Source organism: Mesorhizobium sp. P160187 (assembly GCF_057766425.1).
Map to the genome: position 1 here is coordinate 513,169 of NZ_JBYMDX010000003.1, position 13,943 is coordinate 527,111.

Annotated in this window: 14 protein-coding genes; 9 read left to right on the forward strand and 5 right to left on the reverse strand. The window is 64.1% G+C overall.

Features of this window, described 5'->3' with window-relative positions:
* Positions 1 to 4: 4 nt before the first annotated feature.
* From AC3CCE_RS05780 to AC3CCE_RS05820, 9 genes are all read left to right on the forward strand, one after another.
* The gene (locus AC3CCE_RS05780) at positions 5 to 1,258 is read left to right on the forward strand and encodes a flagellar hook protein FlgE (RefSeq protein ID WP_023691731.1); all 1,254 of its coding nucleotides are present in this window, start codon (positions 5 to 7) and stop codon (positions 1,256 to 1,258) included.
* A gap of 176 nt (positions 1,259 to 1,434) precedes the next feature.
* A complete protein-coding gene (gene flgK, locus AC3CCE_RS05785) occupies positions 1,435 to 2,889 on the forward strand; it encodes a flagellar hook-associated protein FlgK (protein WP_023686357.1) in 1,455 nt (484 codons plus the stop codon).
* A 3-nt stretch (positions 2,890 to 2,892) separates the two neighbouring features.
* Positions 2,893 to 3,936 carry a flagellar hook-associated family protein gene (locus tag AC3CCE_RS05790; protein WP_023671892.1) on the forward strand — a complete coding sequence of 348 codons (1,044 nt, stop codon included), beginning with the start codon at positions 2,893 to 2,895 and terminating at the stop codon, positions 3,934 to 3,936.
* Positions 3,937 to 3,966: 30 nt separating this feature from the next.
* A complete protein-coding gene (gene flaF / locus AC3CCE_RS05795) occupies positions 3,967 to 4,314 on the forward strand; it encodes a flagellar biosynthesis regulator FlaF (protein ID WP_023671893.1) in 348 nt (115 codons plus the stop codon).
* Entirely contained in the window at positions 4,311 to 4,754 is a 444-nt protein-coding gene (gene flbT, locus AC3CCE_RS05800; RefSeq protein ID WP_023671894.1) for a flagellar biosynthesis repressor FlbT, read from the forward strand. Before flaF ends, flbT begins: the two co-directional genes overlap by 4 nt.
* Positions 4,754 to 5,161, forward strand: a complete 408-nt coding sequence (gene flgD, locus AC3CCE_RS05805) for a flagellar hook assembly protein FlgD (protein WP_023683289.1) — start codon at positions 4,754 to 4,756, stop codon at positions 5,159 to 5,161. Before flbT ends, flgD begins: the two co-directional genes overlap by 1 nt.
* Positions 5,162 to 5,185: 24 nt before the next feature.
* Positions 5,186 to 5,452 carry a flagellar biosynthesis protein FliQ gene (fliQ, locus tag AC3CCE_RS05810; RefSeq protein ID WP_023671896.1) on the forward strand — a complete coding sequence of 89 codons (267 nt, stop codon included), beginning with the start codon at positions 5,186 to 5,188 and terminating at the stop codon, positions 5,450 to 5,452.
* Positions 5,453 to 5,523: 71 nt separating this feature from the next.
* Positions 5,524 to 7,392 carry an asparagine synthase (glutamine-hydrolyzing) gene (gene asnB / locus AC3CCE_RS05815; protein ID WP_023691732.1) on the forward strand — a complete coding sequence of 623 codons (1,869 nt, stop codon included), beginning with the start codon at positions 5,524 to 5,526 and terminating at the stop codon, positions 7,390 to 7,392.
* Positions 7,393 to 7,615: 223 nt separating this feature from the next.
* Positions 7,616 to 9,259 carry an MFS transporter gene (locus AC3CCE_RS05820; RefSeq protein WP_023671898.1) on the forward strand — a complete coding sequence of 548 codons (1,644 nt, stop codon included), beginning with the start codon at positions 7,616 to 7,618 and terminating at the stop codon, positions 9,257 to 9,259.
* A 23-nt stretch (positions 9,260 to 9,282) separates the two neighbouring features.
* On the opposite strand, the gene AC3CCE_RS05825 is transcribed toward AC3CCE_RS05820, so the two are convergent.
* The 5 genes from AC3CCE_RS05825 to AC3CCE_RS05845 are packed head-to-tail and all read right to left on the reverse strand — an operon-like array spanning position 9,283 to position 13,927.
* Positions 9,283 to 9,651, reverse strand: coding sequence for a cupin domain-containing protein (locus AC3CCE_RS05825; RefSeq protein ID WP_081725355.1), 369 nt, complete (start codon positions 9,649 to 9,651; stop codon positions 9,283 to 9,285).
* Between the two features lie 58 nt (positions 9,652 to 9,709).
* Positions 9,710 to 11,095, reverse strand: coding sequence for an NAD(P)/FAD-dependent oxidoreductase (locus tag AC3CCE_RS05830; protein WP_023695740.1), 1,386 nt, complete (start codon positions 11,093 to 11,095; stop codon positions 9,710 to 9,712).
* 50 nt (positions 11,096 to 11,145) lie between these two features.
* Entirely contained in the window at positions 11,146 to 12,261 is a 1,116-nt protein-coding gene (locus AC3CCE_RS05835; protein WP_023686365.1) for an ABC transporter ATP-binding protein, read from the reverse strand.
* Positions 12,258 to 13,055: an ABC transporter permease gene (locus AC3CCE_RS05840; protein WP_023695739.1), complete on the reverse strand. Its 798-nt coding sequence runs from the start codon at positions 13,053 to 13,055 to the stop codon at positions 12,258 to 12,260. Before AC3CCE_RS05840 ends, AC3CCE_RS05835 begins: the two co-directional genes overlap by 4 nt.
* Complete coding sequence (locus tag AC3CCE_RS05845) at positions 13,055 to 13,927, reverse strand: ABC transporter permease (protein WP_352624292.1); 873 nt, start codon at positions 13,925 to 13,927, stop codon at positions 13,055 to 13,057. The genes AC3CCE_RS05840 and AC3CCE_RS05845 overlap by 1 nt, the downstream gene beginning before the upstream one ends.
* Positions 13,928 to 13,943 lie beyond the last annotated feature (16 nt).

Genomic DNA, 13,943 nt, shown 5'->3' on the forward strand with positions numbered 1-13,943 from the left:
TTCGATGAGCCTTTACGGAATGATGCGGACCGGCGTTTCCGGCATGAACGCGCAGGCCAACCGCCTTTCGGCCACAGCCGACAACATCGCCAATTCCGACACCACCGGCTACAAGCGATCCTCGGCCGAGTTTTCGACGCTGATCATGCCGCAGGTCGGCGGCGCCTATAATTCCGGCGGCGTCAACACCACCATCCGCTCGGCCATCAGCGCCCAGGGCGTGCTGCAGTACACGACCTCGGTTTCCGACCTTGCGGTCAACGGCAACGGTTTCTTCGTCGTCCAGGACCCCAGCGGAACGCCTTTCCTCACCCGCGCCGGCGCATTCGTTCCCGACGCTCAGGGCAGACTGGTCAACGCAGCCGGCTACCAGCTGATGGCCTACAGCTACGCCAACGGCACACCGGCTGCCACCGCCAACGGTTTCGAAGGGCTGGTGCCGGTCCAGATCTCCGACCAGGAAATGACCGCGACGCCCAGCACCGCGGGCAACTTCAACGCCAATCTGCCGGCCGGCGCCACGCCGCCCGCCGGTCCGCTGCCGTCCACCAACAGCCCGACGGCGGAATACACGTCGAAATCCTCGATGGTCACCTACGACAATCTCGGCAACAAGAAGCTGCTCGACCTCTATTTCACCAACACCGGGACCGGCACCTGGTCGGTCTCTGTGTTCGACCAGTCCCAGGCGACGCCGGGCACATCCTTTCCCTATACGGGCGGCGCGCTGGCCACGGCCAACCTGACCTTCGACACCACCACCGGCAAACTCACCGGCGCCGTCGATTCGATTACCATCCCCGTACCGGGCGGTGCGTCGCTCGACCTCGATTTGTCCAAGCTGACTCAGCTCGGCACCGGCTTCACGGTCTCCGAAGCCAAGGTCAACGGCAACGCGCCCAGCACGATCGAAAAGATCCAGATCGGCGAGGACGGAGTCATTTACGCCCAGTATCAGGACGGCTCGACCAAGCCGCTGTTCAAGATCCCACTGGCCGACGTCCAGAGCGCCGACAACCTCACCGCACTGCCTGGCAATGTCTATGCGCAGTCCACCGACTCCGGCACCGTGCGCATCGGCTTCGCCAATGAAGGCAAGCTCGGCAGCATCATCTCCGGCGCGTTGGAAAATTCCAACGTCGATATCGCCGAGGAATTGACCAACATGATCGCGGCGCAGCGCAGCTACACCGCTAACTCGAAAGTGTTCCAGACCGGTTCCGACCTCATGGATGTCCTTGTCAACCTGAAGAGATAAACGACGGGCGCCAGGGGAATGAACCCAAACCAGAGCAGCGCGGTGCGCGGATTTCGAATTCAAGGCCACACCGGCAAACCGGCCGGGGTGGTCTGGAATTGCAGGTTTCCGAACGCCGACGCCGCCGACAGGGCAGAGACGTCATCCCCTCCCCACTGGCCTCGTGAAAGACCCGCATGTCGCTGACTTCCGCATTGACCATAGCCCAACAGTCGCTTCAGACCACATCGAAGCAGACCAGCGTCCTTTCCCGCAATATTGCCGACGCCAGCAACCCCGACTATGCCCGCCGCACGGCGGTCGTCGTCAGCAGCGCGCCCGGCGCCCGCTCGGTCGAGATCCAGCGCGCCACCAACGCCCTGCTGTTTCGCCAGAACCTTAGCGCGCAATCGGCATGGAGCGGCCAGAGCACGCTTTACAGCGGAATTGACCGCCTCGCCGTTGCCGTCAACGGCGTCGACAACGCCTCCTCTGCCTCGACCGCGATCGGCAAGCTGCAGAACGCGCTGCAGCTTTACGCCGCTACGCCATCCAACCAGAACCTCGGCTCCAGCGTCATCGACGCGGCCCAGCAGGTGGTGCGCGCTCTGAACGACGGCACCAACGCGATCCAGGATTTCCGCACCCAGGCCGATGGCGAGATATCAACGGCGGTTAACGATCTCAACTCGCTGCTTAGTCAGTTCCAGGACGCCAACAAGGCGGTCATCTCCGCAACCCGTTCGGGTACCGACGCATCCGACGCGCTCGACCAGCGCGACGCTTTGCTGAAGAAGATCGCGGACTATGTGCCGGTGTCGACCTTCACGCGTGGCGACAACGACATGGTCATCACCACCAAGGATGGCACGACACTGTTCGAGACCATTCCGCGCTCGGTAAGTTTCACCCCGTCGGCGGGCTACACGGCCGGCACACCAGGCAACACCATCTACATCGACAATGTGCCGGTCAGCGCCGGGGCTGGCGGCAACACCAGCGCCGACGGCAAGCTCGCCGGGCTCATCACCTTGCGCGACGGCGTCGCGGCGACGATGCAGAGCCAGCTCGACGAAGTGGCGCGCGGCCTCATCACCGCCTTTGCCGAAACAGCACCTTCGCAGCCCGACCGAACCGGCCTGTTCACCTGGTCGGGTGCGCCCGCCATTCCGGCCGCCGGCACGCTGATCGACGGGCTTGCCGGCTCGATCAAGGTCAACGCCGCAATGGACTCGAGCGTCGGCGGCAATCCGGTGCTGCTGCGCGACGGCGGCGCCAATGGTGCGGCCTATATCGCCAACACTGCCGGCAACGCCTCCTATTCGCAGCTCTTGATCGGCTATGGCGACAAGCTCGACAAGCCGATGCCTTTCGACGCTGCGGCCGGCATCACCGTCACGTCCAGCGTGTCCGACTACGCCGCCAATGCCATTGGCTGGTTCGAAGGCCAGCGCCAGCAGGCCTCGAGCAACGCCGACGCCAAGGAAGCGCTGGCATCGCGCACCGCCGAGGCGCTGTCCAACGACACCGGCGTCAATGTCGACCAGGAGATGTCGCTGCTGCTCGACCTCGAACACACCTATCAGGCCTCGGCGCGCATGATGAAAACCGTCGACGACATGCTGTCGGCCCTGCTCGATGCCGTAGGATAAGCCATGAAAGCCACATCCGTCTCATCAGCCGCCCTCTCCAACGCCGCGCGCTATCAGCAGATGCGCATGCAGGCCGAACTGGTCAAAGCCACCAAGGAATCGACGACCGGCACCGTCGCCGATGTCGGTCTGGCGCTCGGCGCGCGCACCTCGCAGGCGGTCACCTTCTCGCGCGACCTCGACCGGTTGAACGTCATCATCGATTCCAATTCGCTGGTCACCGCGCGGCTGTCCTCGACGCAGGCTGCGCTTGGCCAGCTTTCCGACACTGCGCAGAATTTGCTGACCGCGCTGACCGCCGCCGGCAATTCCTCGAGCACCATCACGCAGCAAGCCGGCAAGGCCGCCGTGCAGCAGATGACCTCTATCCTCAACGCCAGCGTCAACGGCGAATATCTGTTTGCCGGCACCAACACCGACGTCAAGCCGATCGACGATTTCACCGCCGCGGGCTCGCCGGCCAAGGCGGCGTTCGACGCTTCCTTCTCGTCGTATTTCGGCTTCACGCAGGCCGATCCGCTCGCTGCCAACATCACCGCCGCCCAGATGGACGGCTTCATCACCAGCAATGTCTTGCCGCAGTTCATGGGCTCCGGCTGGCAGGCCAACTGGTCGAACGCCACCGACCAGCAGATCGTCAGCCGCATTTCGCTGGGCGAAACCACCCAGACCTCGGCCAGCGCCAATGACGACAGCATCCGCAAGCTCGCCATGGCTTCCGCCCTGATCACCGGCCTGCTGTCCGGCAATATCAGCCAGGCGGCGAAGACCACCGTTGTCGGCCGCGCCCAGGCGATGGTCGGCGAGGCGCTGGGCGGGCTAGGGCAACTGCAGGCCGAGACCGGCCTTGCCGAGAAGCGGGTCTCCGACGCCAGCGACCGCATGAAGACGCAGGTCGACCTGTTCGAGCGCCATATCCTTGATCTGGAAGGCGTCGACCCCGCCGAGGCAGCCACCCGCGTCGCGGATCTGACGCAGCATATCGAGACGTCCTTCGCGCTGACCGCGCGCCTGCAGCAGATGAGCCTGCTGAACTACCTGACCTGACAATCTCAACCGCAACGGTAGAGCCAAACGATGTACCAATTCTCCTACGCCGACATCCAGACCGACTCCGTTGCCGATGCGAAAGATCGCGAGCGGCAGCTTTTGACCCGCTCGATCGAAATGCTGGCGGCGGCGGCGGCGGTCGGCCACACCTCGATGGAGGCGGTCGAAGCGCTGCACTTCACCAACCGGGTCTGGACCACCTTCGTCGAGGATCTCGGTTCCAGCGACAATGTCCTGCCCAAGGAACTGCGCGCCAACCTCATCTCCATCGGCCTGTGGCTGCTGCGCGAGGCCGAGGACATCCGCCAGGGCCGCACCGACAATTTCGAAGGGCTGATCGAAGTGTCCCAGATCATCCGGGACGGCATTCAATGACCAACACGCTGAAGATATCGCTGAAGCCGAACGAGAAGATCTACATCAACGGCGCCGTCATCCGCGTCGACCGCAAGGTCACCGTCGAGCTGATGAACGACGTACAGTTCCTGCTCGAGAACCATGTCATCCAGGCCGACGATGCCTTGACGCCGCTCAAGCAGCTCTATTTCATCCTGCAGGTGATGCTGATGAACCCGGCCGGCGCCATCGAGGCGCGCGCCATGTTCCGCCGCTCGCTGCCCTTGCTTTTGGCAAGCTTCGAGGATGAGCAGATCAGTGGCGCGCTGAAGCAGATCGACCGCATGGTCGGCGAAGACCATATCTATGAAGCGCTGAAGGCTATCCGTGCGCTTTATCCGCTCGAACGCCGCGCACTTGGCGGCAATGACGATGTTCAGGGTGCGAAGCGCCCGCTGGCCGTGGGAGCACAATACTGATGAATGTGGACATGACGACGACGATCCCCACGGGCGCCAACCAGGGCACCCAGCAGACGTCGAAGACAGCGGTCGACTACCAGTCGTTCCTGAAGCTGTTGATCGCCGAGATGAAGAACCAGGATCCGACGAAACCGATGGATTCGACGCAGTATGTCGCCCAGCTCGCCACCTTCTCGCAGGTAGAGCAATCGGTGCAGACCAACACCAAGCTCGACCAGATCATGCAGTCCTCGGCGCTGTCGCAGGCCGATGCCTTGATCGGCCGCTCGATCACCTCGGCCGACGGCAAGACGACCGGCGTCGTGGCCTCGGTCAGGCTTGCAAGCAACGGCGTGATCGCCGTGTTGCAGAACGGCACCGAAGTGCCGGTCGGCGCGGGCGTTTCGATAAAGCCGGCCAGCTAGACAGTTCCATAGAGGCGCGCTCACATGAACGAGGCCGACGCACTCGACATCGTCCAGTACGCGGTATGGACGGTGCTTGTTGCTTCCGCGCCGGTGGTGCTGGTCGCCATGGTGGTCGGCATCGGCATTGCCCTGATCCAGGCCCTGACCCAGATCCAGGAAATCACCCTGACCTTCGTGCCCAAGATCGTCGCCATCATGCTGGTCGTGGCGCTGACCGGTCCGTTCATCGGCAGCCAGATCTCGGCCTTCACCAACGTCATTTTCGAGCGCATTGAAAACGGGTTCTAGGCAGCGCTTGCAGGCGGCTGTGTTCCGGCTAGATTGCAGGCCATGACTCAGGCAGAACTCACCGGCAGGCCATGTGCGGAATAGCCGGCGTCTGGCGCAAACGAAACCCGATCGACGCCAACGACCTGTCGGATGTCGCCAGCATGATGCAGGCGTTGGTACATCGCGGCCCCGACGATCATGACAGCTGGCACAACAATCGGCTGGCGCTCGGTCACCGCCGACTTACCATCATCGATCCCTCGCCCGCCGCCCGTGAGCCGATGCTGACTTCTTCCGGCGATGGCGTTCTCGTCTACAATGGCGAGGTCTACAATTACCGCTCGCTGCGCGAAACGCTGCAGGCGCAAGGCGTCGTCTTTCGAACCATCTGCGATGCCGAAGTGGTTCTCGAAGCCTTGCATCACTGGGGCCCCGAAAAAGCCGTGCCGCTGTTCGACGGGATGTTTTCCTTCGCCTATTTCGACGCTCGCAGCAGTGCGCTGTGGCTTGCGCGTGACCGTCTTGGAATCAAGCCGATGTCGGTGGCCGACACGCCGGAGCGAATCCTGTTCGCCTCGGAGGACAAGGCGATCCTCGCCTGCGACGGTTTTCCGCGCGACATCGACAGCCGCGAGATCACCTTGCGGCTTGCCTGGCAGAGCCGCGATTCCAGCTACAGCCTGTTCGACCGCATCGAGCGCCTGCCGCCCGCCGGCCTGTGGAAGATCACCGATGGCGTTATCGAGAAGCGCCGCTTCTGGCATGTGCTGGACGTGCTGGAGACCGCGCGCATTACCGGCGATGCATCCGCTGATGCTGAACACATGGCGACGCTCGAGGCGTTGCTCAAGGACAGCGTCGGACTTCACTGCATCGCCGATACCAGCGTTGCCACCGCCTGCAGCAGCGGTGTCGATTCCGGCCTGATAACGGCGCTGGCAAAGCGGTTCAGGCCGGAAGTCCACGGTTATGTCGTCGACCCGCAGCTCGGCAACAGCGAGGCCGAAGACGCCGAACGCACCGGCCGCCATGTCGGCGTGCCCTTGCGCCGGGTGCCGGTCGACAGGAACCGGTTTTTCGAACTTTGGCCAAGGGTAATCTGGCATCTTGAAAGCGATGGCTGGCACGCCAGCCATGTCGCACTGCTGGCGCTTGCCGAACGATGCCGGGCCGATGGCGTCAAGGTGCTGCTCACCGGCGAAGGCGCAGACGAATTGTTTGGCGGCTACCCCTTGCAGGCCTTGAGCATGAAGAAGTGGCGTTCCTGGTCGTGGCCCCGGCGCCTGGTCCATTCGAAGCGCTCGCTCGACCGGAGATTCGAGCAACAGCGTCATGCCCCCTACAAGGTCTCGGCTGGAAGCCACTCACAAATGGATCGCAGCATGGTCCTGCGTGCTTTGTCGCCGGAGCTGAATTTTCTGCAAACCGAGATCTTCGACCGCCTGGAGCCGGTTATGCCGCCCGCGGATCGCGCCTTTCTCGGTAGTTGCCTCTACGACCTCTATTCGCATCTGCAGGACATCCTGCACCGGCACGACCGGCTGAGCATGGCGGCGTCCGTGGAACTGCGGGTCCCGTTCCTGGAAAACCGCCTGATCGACTTCGCCATCCATTTGCCGAGGCGGCAGAAATACCGCGACAAAACAGGAAAATGGCTTTTGCGAAAGGTCGCTGAAAAGCATATTCCGCGCCAGAACGTCCAGGCGCGCAAGATCGGCTTCGAGATGTCGTCGCAATTTTCGGCCGGCACGGAGACTTTGCTACGCGGCGGTTTCCTGCGCGATGCCTTGAAATGGCCCGCCGCGAATTTGGAGGACATGGTCCAGTTGGCGCGGCGCGAGCAACCGTCCAGGCTGCGGCTTGTCGGCATGGAGCTTTTCCTGCGCCTTCACGCCGGCGGCGAGACGACAGGCACGCTGACCGAAGCCTTGCATACCGCTGCCCGGGACAGAAGCTGACTTCGCGCGCGGCCGACAGCCCCGCGCAGTGGACCAATGAGAACATCGCTCTGGGTAGCGGACCATTCCCGGCTGACGTATTTTCGCCTTGCTATCCTGTTGTTGGACCATGATCTTTTTCGAAGACGCGTTCGCCCTTTTGGATGTCGTGCTCTATTTCAAACGGATGCCATGATTGTCGTCCCCGCGGACGAAACCAGCACGTTAAGGTGGGACAGGTCTGATGATCGATGACGAGCCGGACAGCGAACGCGTTTCGGCGCTGGCGCCGTTCCGGCACGGCATCTTCCGCGCCGTCTGGTCGGCCAGCCTGGTGTCGAATTTCGGTGGCCTGATCCAGGGCGTCGGCGCCGCCTGGATGATGACCACCATCGCCACGTCGCCCTATCAGGTGGCGCTGGTCCAGGCCTCGGCCACTCTGCCGATCATGCTGTTTGCACTCGTCGCCGGCGCCATCGCCGACAGCTTCAACCGGCGCAAGGTGATGCTGATCGCCCAAATCTTCATGCTGGTCGTCTCTGCACTTCTAACGCTGTTCACCTGGAACGGCTGGATGACGCCGTGGACGCTGCTTGCCTTCACCTTCCTAATCGACAGCGGCACGGCGCTCAACAACCCGTCCTGGCAGGCATCGGTCGGCGACATGGTGCCGCGCAACAAGCTGCCGGCCGCGGTTGCACTCAATTCACTGGGCTTCAACCTGACACGCAGCGTCGGCCCGGCGATCGGCGGCATCATCGTTGCCGCCGCTGGTGCGGCTGCTGCGTTCGCCGCCAATGCGCTGAGCTATATAGGTCTCATCATCGTGCTCTTCCGCTGGAAGCCGGAGCTGCCGGTCTCGACGCTGCCGCGCGAGACGCTGGGCGCCGCCATGGGCGCCGGCCTGCGCTATGTCGCCATGTCGCCCAACATCGGCAAGGTGCTGGTCAGGGGCTCCGCCTTCGGCTTCAGCGCCGGCGCGGTTTTGGCGCTGCTGCCGCTGGTGGCGCGCGACGTCGTCAAGGGCGATGCCTTGACCTACGGCATCATGCTCGGCGCCTTCGGCATCGGCGCCGTCGGCGGCGCGCTGATAAGCGTGCGTCTCAGACAATTGCTGTCCAGCGAGACGATGGTGCGGATGGCCTTCGCCGGCTTTGCCGTCTGCGCCTTCAATGCCGCCATCAGCCTCAATGCCTGGCAGACTGCGGCGGGTTTGCTCATCGGCGGCGCCTGCTGGGTGATCGCGCTGTCGCATTTCAACGTCACGGTGCAGATGTCGACGCCGCGCTGGGTCGTCGGCCGGGTGCTGTCGGTCTACCAGACGGCGACCTTCGGCGGCATTGCGCTGGGCAGCTGGATCTGGGGCGTCGTTGCCGATGCGCATGGCGCCGAAACCGCGCTGATTGCGGCGGCCATCGCGATGCTTGTTGGCGGCGCCATCGGCCTGTTCCTGCCGCTGCCGCAGCAGACGACTCTCAACCTCGACCCGCTCAACCGCTTCAAGGAGCCGCATCTCGGCCTCGACCTGAAGCCGCGCAGCGGCCCCATCGCCATCATGATAGAGTACATTATCCGCGACGAAGATGTACCCGAATTCCTCGCCACCATGGCCGAGCGCGGGCGCATCCGCCGCCGCGACGGCGCCCGCAACTGGACGCTGGCTCGGGACCTAGAAAATCCCGCAGTCTGGATCGAACACTACCACACGCCGACCTGGCTGGAATACATCCGCCACAACCGGCGCGCCACCCATGCCGACGCCGTCGTCGGCGAGCGGGTGCGGGCGCTGCACAGCGGCGACGAACCGCCGCGCGTGCGCCGCCTGATCGAGCGCCCGACGACCGCCGGCACCGCGCTGGTCTCGCCGAAGGGGCCGATCGATCACTGAGCTCGCCATAGCCGTAGCGCCGGTCAGCCGGCGCTCTGGATCATGTAGAGCTTGCGCGTGGTCTCGCGTATCAGCCACTCGCCCTTCCAGCCCTGCGGCAGGACGAGGAGATCGCCCGGACCGAGTTCCCGCACCTCGCCATCGATGCGGCTCAGTTCCACGCGCCCCGAAATGATGTGGCAGATCTCCGACGAGTCCGAACGATCGGCGGTGAAGCGGCCGGGCGTGCATTCCCAGATGCCGACATCGACAGTCCCGTCAGGCGATTGAAAGAACGAGCGCACGGCCTCGACCTGATCGCCTTCAATCGAGCTTGGCTTAGGAGAGAACGCGCCGATCTCGGCCTTGGCGAGATCGTGGAAGGTCGAAAGATCGATCAAGTCTAGCTCCATGGATAAGAGCAATTCCAGGAAAGGGGTCTGCCCCGGAATTGCGTGAGAACAAATGGCTTTAGTGGCCGGTGATGCTGTCGGCCAACGCGGCCAGCTTCGAGGTGCGCGCAAGCCCTGCCGCCTCGCGGCCATCGGCAATGCGATAAAGCTGGTACATCGAATGCACGCCCAGCCAGCGGAAGGGCTCCGGTTCCCATGGCCTGACCTTGCGGTTGACCCAGGGCAGCTTCGTCAGCTCGGTGTTTGCCCCGAGAACAAGGTCAGCCAGCGTGCGCCCCGAAAGGTTGGAGCTGGACACGCCGAGGCCGACATAGCCGCCGGCCCAGCCGATGCGGGTCGCGGGATCGAGGCCGACCGTGGTGCACCAGTCGCGCGGCACGCCGAGCACGCCGCACCAGGCGTGATCGATGCGGCATCCCTTGGTCTGCGGCAAGAGCGTCGTCAGGATCGTGTGCAGCTGGTCGATCGTGGCCTGCTGCGTCTGGCCGTTGACGTCGGTGCGCGAGCCGTAGCGATAAGGCACGCCGCGTCCGCCCATCGTGATGCGTCCCTCACGCGTGCGCTGGGCATAGCAATAGGCATGCGCCGCATTGCCGAGCAGTTCGTGCCCTTCCCAACCGATGTCGCGCCACAGGTCGGCAGGCAGCGGCTCAGTCACGATCTGCGCGCTGTTGAGCGCCAGCCAGGTCCGCTCCTCGCCGGGGATGCCTGATGTAAAACCCTCGGTCGCGCGGATGATCGTCTCCGCCTGCACCGTACCGCGGTCTGTCGTCACGCTGCCCTTGGCGATGCTTGTCACCGTCGTCTTCTCATAGATCGGCACGCCCAGCCGCTCGACGGCATCGGCAAGCCCGCGCACCAGCTTGGCCGGCTGCACCCGCGCCTGGCCATGGACGACGAAGCCGCCCATGACGTTACGGATGTTGATGCGCGTGCGCGTTGAGGCGGCGTCCAGCATCTCGACGCGGTTCGGGTCGACATCCCAGGAACGGATCGTCTCGCATTCTTCGCGCACGCGCTCCAACTGCGCTGCGTTGGTGGCCACCGTCAGATTGTCGACGCGGCGAATGTCGGCGTCGATGCCTTCCTCGGTCGCGACCCGGATCACTTCATCAACGCAGCCTGCCATCGCCGCCTGCATCGCCATCACGCCTTGGCGGCTCGATGTCTTGAGATATTTTTCGCGCGACCAGCTGAAGCCGCCCGACAGCCAGCCGCCATTGCGCCCCGAAGCGCCGAAGCCGGCAAATTCGCGCTCGACGATCACGACGCGCAGCGATGGCTTCGCCTTTTTCAGATAGTAGGCGGTCCACAGGCCGGTATAGCCGGCGCCGACAATGGCGACATCGGCCTCGATGTTTCCAGGCAAGGACGGGCGCGGAACGGGAACCGCCCCCAGATCCGCATACCAGAACGATATGTCGCCGTTGCGCTTGGCTTGCATGGAATGACTTTCAGATGGGATCAGGCCAGATGGGATCAGGCCAGATGGAATCAGGTGAGTGTGGTGTCGGCGCTTGCGTCGTCCGCGAGCAGCTTGGCATCGCTGCCGTCGAAGCAGAGCTCGACCTTGTCGCCGAGGCCAAAACTTTCGCCGGTCAGCGGTGAGCGCACGATCGCGGCCGAGCCGTCGGCGAGCTTAACTTCGTATTTCGATTCCGAGCCGAGATAGATGGCTTCCGCGATCGTCCCCGACAGGCGGTTGGCGCCATTGGCAGCACTTTGGCCGGCTCTTCGGATCGCGAGCTTTTCGGGACGCAGCAGCATCACCGGGCTGGCTTCCCCCGACAGCTTACGCGGTACCGTCACCGTCTCGCCGGCGATGCTCAGCGCGGTGCTGTTGCCATCGCTGCGCGCCTTGCCGCGCAGCACGGTGGAATCGCCGATGAAGCGGCCGACGAACAGCGTTGCCGGCTCGTCATAGAGCTGGCGGCCGGTGCCGACCTGCTCGATGCGCCCGCGGTTGAACACGGCGATGCGGTCCGACAGCACGAGCGCCTCTTCCTGGTCGTGCGTGACATAGACGAAGGTGGTGCCGAGTTCGCGATGGATGCGCTTGATCTCGAGCTGAAGCCATTCGCGCAGCTTCTTGTCGAGCGCGCCGAGCGGCTCGTCCATCAGGAGCAGCGGCGGGTCGAAGACGATGGCGCGTGCCAACGCCACGCGCTGCTGCTGGCCGCCCGACAATTCGCTGGGATAGCGATGCGCGAAATCGCCCATCTTGACCATGTCGAGCGCCCTTGCCACGCGTGTCTGCCGCGTCGCCTGGTCGACGCCGCGCAGCGTCAGCGGATAGGCGACGTTGCGGCCGACGCTCATATGCGGGAACAGCGCGTAATGCTGGAAGACGACGCCGATGTTGCGCTTGTGCGCCGGCACGCCGACGACGCTTTTTTCCCCGACCAGAAGCTTGCCGCTGGTGACATCGGTGAAACCGGCAATCACGTTGAGCGTCGTCGTCTTGCCCGAGCCGCTGGGGCCGAGCAGCGTCATGAACTCGCCGGGCTCGATGCGCAGCGACACGCCGTCCAGCGCCTTGAAGCCGCCATAGGCCTTGCTGATCGCTTCGAGATCGATCGCCGCGCCCTTGCTTGTCGGCTTCGGATTCATTGGCGTCCTTTCCGCTCGCGGCCAAGAAGGAGCATGCCGCCGCCGATCAGGATCGTGGTCGCGAAAAGCAGGATCGTGCCGACAGCCGCCACCGTCGGATCGGCGTCGCGCGTGATCGAGGCAAAAATCTGCACCGGCAATGTCTTGAGATAGGGGTTCGTGATGAACAGCGACACGACAATCTCGTCGAACGACGTGGCGAAAGCGAACAGCAGGCCTGAGAGCACGCCCGGCGCGATCAGCGGCAGCGTCACCGTGCGAAACGTGGTCAGTGCGCCGGCGCCCAGGCTCGCGGCGGCTGTCTCCAGCCGGCGGTCGAACACTTCGAGACTGGCCGAGACCGCGATCAGCACGAAGGGCAGCGCAAGGATGGTGTGGGCCAGCACGAAGCCGAGCAGCGTCCCGACGAGCTGCGTGTCGAGATAGACGGCATAGATGCCGATCGCCAGCACCACGCCCGGCACCACCATCGGCGTCAGCATCAGCATACGCAAAAGGTTCGCCGGCCGCGCCTTCATGCGGTCGAGGCCGAAGGCGGCAAGCGTGCCGAGCACCGTCGCCAGCACCGCCACGATCGAGGCGACCTTCAGCGAATTCAGGAAGCTGTTCGACCAGTCCGGATTGGTGGCGAAATTCTGGTACCACTGCCAGGAAAAGCCTTGCGGCGGAAAGGCCAGCGATTTGTTTTCGTTGAACGACATCGGCACCACGACCAGCGTCGGCGCCACCAGCCATATCGCCACCAGCAGGCAGACGAGCCCGAGAAGAACGCGGGTGAGCGGCTTCATCTCCATCAGCGCCGCCCCGCTTCCCGATGACTGGACCGCATCACAGGTGCTGCCAGCGCCAGCAGCACGAAGGTGGTGACCAGCAGAACGACGCCCATGGCGCCGCCCCTGCCCCATTGCAGCAGGCTGAGCACCTGCGTCTGCACCAGCGTCGACAGCATGGTCGAGCGCGGGCCGCCGAGCAAAGCAGGCGTGATGTAGAAGCCGAGCGACAGGATGAAGACGATGATCGCGCCGGCATAGACGCCGGCCAGCGACAGCGGCAGATAGACGGTGAAGAACGCGCGCGACGGCCGCGCACCGAGGCTTTGCGCCGCACGCATCAGCCTGAGGTCGATGCCTTGCATCACGGAATAGAGCGGCAGGATCATGAACGGCAACAGCACCTGCGCCATGCCGATGACCACGCCGGTCTGGGTGCGGATCAGCTTGACGCCGCCGAACCCGACCGAGCGCAGCAACGAATTGATGACGCCCGAATCCTGCAGCAGGATCACCCATGACAGCGTTCGCACCACACCACTCACCCAGAACGGGATCAGCACGCAAAGCACAAGCATCAGCCGGACGCGCGGCCCGACCGCGGTCATCAGATAGGCATAGGGATAGGCCGCGATGACGCAGACCAGCGTCACCCAGGCCGAAATGACGAAAGTCCGCTGCAGCACTGTCAGGTTGACCGGCGCGCCGAAGAACCAGGCATAGTTCTGCAGCCCCCACTCAGGTTCCGACAGGCTGCGCAGCACGATGGTGAGCAGCGGATACCCGATCACCGCGACGAGCAGGATGAGCGCCGGCGCCGTGAGCGCGAACGGCCGCCATGCCCGACCCGGCCGCGCATCGGCGGCGGGTTGGGCGATGGGTTCGGACGCGCTCACGGCCTGGCTCTCGCTT